The organism is Enterococcus sp. RIT-PI-f (assembly GCF_001297065.1).
Lineage (GTDB): Bacteria > Bacillota > Bacilli > Lactobacillales > Enterococcaceae > Enterococcus_D.
Map to the genome: position 1 here is coordinate 1 of NZ_LHOX01000002.1, position 4033 is coordinate 4033.

The following is a 4033-nucleotide window of genomic DNA, read 5'->3' on the forward strand; positions in this document are numbered from 1 at the left end:
AACTAATACTACCCTACTTTTTTATTAACTTAATTTTCCTTCTACCGAAAATATTATATGGAAGCGTCATAAACGATTCCATAAATTTTTCACTTATAGAAATATTAGGTATTTTCTTTACTCCACGTTTAAACGTTTGGGGACATACGTGGTTTTTATTTTGTTTATTCATAGTATTTACTTTACAACCTATCTGGAAATTTTTTCTTTCTAAGCCACATAGCTACTGGTTTATTTCTACTTTTTTTATAATAATGAGTATCTTTCCGATTAATATCTACTTTTTGACTATTTCAGATTTGATGAAAAATTTAATTTTTTTCTGGATCGGAATGCTGACTTATAGATATAATAAACTAATTTTTATTTTCTTGGATAAATGGTTTAAATTTTTAATTTTAATTGCATTCGCTTTATCAGCGATATATTTATATGTTAATGATTCTAATTTTGTCAAAATAATTTGTTCTTTGTCCATTATTTATGTTTTATATATGATTCCTACCAAAGTAAGAATCACAAACTTGAAGATTGACTGGCTTGCAAGAAACTCATTTCTAATTTATTTATTGCATTGGCCAATTATGTTATTTACCAGAGAAATATTACTTCGATTTAATTTGCCTCACAATTATATTATAATTTGCATGATATTTACAGGTTTTTTGGGTCCGATACTCCTAATTTATTTGTACAGTAAGTATTTTATCTCTAGAAAAAAAATTACTTAGAAATTATAAGCCTAAAGGGTATATCAAGTATTATATAGTTTATCACTATATAAAATAATGATAAACTAAGATATATAGCATTTTAGAATCTCGTAGACTTTTGTTAATGTTATTAATTAAATGCTATGTATAAAGATGCGCAAACCATTTGGATTTAACTTTATTTGATTAGTCACGAACTAATATGTTTCTCCTTTCTCTGAGTTTTAATAAATTATAAAAGAGAATTATTATTCGAAAGGAAGTTTATTTACATTGAAAAACATCATGATTATTTCTAACTATTGGCATTTTCCTTCAGAAAAAAAAAGTAGTAGGTACAATACTATTATTGAAATGTTAAGTAAAGAGCATGATCTAAAAGTCGAGCTAATAACTTCTAAATTTTATCATAGGGATAAAGATTTTAGACATTTTAAAGATGTTTTAGACTATAAAGTAACGTTAATCGATGAAAGAAAATATGATAAGAATATTAGCCTAAAAAGAATAATTGCACATAAAAAGTTTGAAGATAATGTTTTAAATTATTTGAGAAACAAGCAAAATGTAGATTTAATATATTTATTTGTGCCTCCTATTGGTTTAGGAAAGTCAATTATAAAGTTAGCTAAAAAACGGAATATTAAAGTAATTATTGATGTTTTAGATTTGTGGCCAGAAGCATTTAATATGGTTATTTCCAGACCAAAGTTTTTATCAAGTATTTTATTTAATCCAATGAAAAGAAACAGCAGATTTATCTATAGTAATGCAGATAGCGCGTTTTCTGTATCAGCATCATATTCCTCAATTATCAATAAGTTTAGGCATTATGAAAAGTGTCAAACTGTATTCATTGGAATTGATTTACCCTATGTAGATGAAGTACTTTCAAATATTGGTTCAGAAAAATTCATGGAGAATGATATATTCAACTTGGTATACGCAGGAACATTAGGTCATAGTTATGATATTAAACTAGTAATTGATTCTTTATCAGAAATAGTGCAGTACCACAACGTAAATAATATTATTTTTAATGTATTCGGTGATGGACCTAAAAAAAATGAGTATGAGCAATATGCTAAAAAGAAGAATATAAATTGCATTTTCCATGGACAAGTAGCTTATGATATTATGCTATCTGAATTATCGAAAGCGGATCTCTTAGTCAACCCGATTGTTCCTAAAGCAGCTCAAAGTATTATAAATAAGCATGCAGATTATGCTGTAGTTGGCAAACCAGTGGTAAGTACACAAGATTCCTTTGAATATATTTCTTTATTGGAAAAATATAATGCAGGCCTAAGTTCTCAAGCAGGTAATGTTGAGAGCTTAACACACAATATTTTGTATTTTTATAATAATCCTGAGATTAGTGCCAAAATGGGGAAAAATCATAGAGAAATGTGTGAAGAATTATTTGATAGAAATATGACTTATAAGAAAATACTCGAAAAAATCTATAGTTTGATATAGACTTTTAAAATTGAACGGAGAACAATAAATGTTTAAAAGAAAAAAAAATCTTTTTGATATTTTAGCAAATATAGGATCATTTGGTATCTATATACTTGCACAACAAATTATTTTGATGCCATTTTTGGCTAAAATTTCAAGTAATTCCGATTTCTCATTTTATATGGTTTTTTTAACTATATTTAATATACTTTCAACTATTATTGGAGAAGATTTGGGGAATACAAGAATTATGAATATTTCTAATAATAGAATATACCGTGAAAAAAAATATTTTTATTTATTAGGTGTATTATCCCTAAGTGTTTTTCCTATCTGTATATTTTGGATTTCAATTTTTTTTGAAAAATTTCTGCATTTTACAGTTTTGATCTCTGTAATAATTTTGATTGGAATCTTACGTTTTTATTTGATGTCAGTATTTAGATCTGCTGAAAAATATATGTTTATCTTTCTTTCAAATTCCACATACTTATTTTCAGTAATAATATGTATATTATTTTTTGATATTGTAGATAATCCTTTGGTTATTTTCTTGATTGGAGAGACTATAGCTTCTATTATTTTAATAATTCTTATCCCGTTTAATAGAGATAACCTTTTTGTAAGCAATAATTCTGAAGTAAATAGAAGCATTAGAGATGGGGTATTTTTGAAAGATTTTTTTACTATCTCATTTTCCTCTTTATTACTAAATTTAGCAGTGTATATGGATCGTTTTACTATAATTCCTCTTGTAGGTATAAATTCGGTGAATCAATACTATAGTGCGACTTCTATGTCAAAATTACTTTCGATGTTAGTTAATCCATTTTCAAATTGGTTTTTTGTCCGTATATCAAAGACAAGTCATTCTAATCTAATTCACTTTGAAAAAAGATTATCACAATTGACTTTAATAGGATTATTCGTATTCACCTTTCTAAGTGGATTATTTTCCCTTTTAGGTGTTTTAATTTTATATCCGTCTAGTTTTTCCGGGATAGTTTATTTGTTAGTTCCTGTTTCCATAGCTACTGCCTCATCCTTAATAACTTCTATACTTAAACCCATTGCTTTAATTAAAAACAAGTCAGCCGTTCTTTTAAAATCTAATTTTTTATATGCTTCTATATTTCTTTTACTCGCTTTTCTGTTATCTCCTTCAATGGGGGTTATAGGTTTCGCATACGCTAATTGTATAGGGAGACTAATACAACTTTACATAAACTTAATAAATGTGAAAGGAAACAAAAATGGAGACTAATTTATTAAATGGGAAAGATAAAATTTTTGAGCATAATAAAGTCTTACTTGGGAAAAAGATATCTTCTTTTATATATATTATGATTATTCCTTTGATGGTCTACTCAATTTTCATTAGAAGTATTCCTCTATTATCTATATTGATGGGGATTGGCTATATTATAGCTTTTTCTAACCTATTCTTTTTCATAAGTAAACTTTATGGCATTAAAGTGAGTAAAATTATTTTTATGATAACAATAATTTTTATCCAATTGTTAAATGTTTTTTCACTTTCAATCAATGGAATTACTCCTAATTGGCAAGATATACTAAATATTATTTCTACACAATTAAGTTTTTTCATATTTTTTCTTGTAATGTTGAGGATAAAAATAGAGAGAAATTCTTTAATTTATTTTTTTCGTAAATTTTTATTTTTATGTTTGTTAGCGTGCTTTTTTAATATACTATGGAACCTAGGAGAATTTTCTAAATTTAGTTCAGTAATTTCTAGTTATGACATTTCTTTTCAAAGTTTTTTCGGAAATCGGAATCAATTTGGAAGCTTTTTATTTTTAAGTAATATTATTTTTATGTACTATTGTAAATATACC

General features: G+C 25.9%; 4 protein-coding genes. All 4 read left to right on the forward strand.

Features of this window, described 5'->3' with window-relative positions; all coding sequences use genetic code 11:
- The first annotated feature begins 5 nt into the window (after window positions 1–5).
- Complete coding sequence (locus AEQ18_RS16045) at window positions 6–731, forward strand: acyltransferase family protein (protein ID WP_442855679.1); 726 nt, start codon at window positions 6–8, stop codon at window positions 729–731.
- A 267-nt stretch (window positions 732–998) separates the two neighbouring features.
- Window positions 999–2192, forward strand: a complete 1194-nt coding sequence (locus tag AEQ18_RS00400) for a glycosyltransferase family 4 protein (RefSeq protein ID WP_235505454.1) — start codon at window positions 999–1001, stop codon at window positions 2190–2192.
- A gap of 28 nt (window positions 2193–2220) precedes the next feature.
- Window positions 2221–3438, forward strand: coding sequence for a lipopolysaccharide biosynthesis protein (locus AEQ18_RS00405; RefSeq protein WP_054114392.1), 1218 nt, complete (start codon window positions 2221–2223; stop codon window positions 3436–3438).
- Window positions 3428–4033, forward strand: a 606-nt coding sequence (locus AEQ18_RS15655; RefSeq protein ID WP_160316040.1) for a hypothetical protein, incomplete at its 3' end; no start/stop codon positions are given. The genes AEQ18_RS00405 and AEQ18_RS15655, both read left to right, overlap by 11 nt.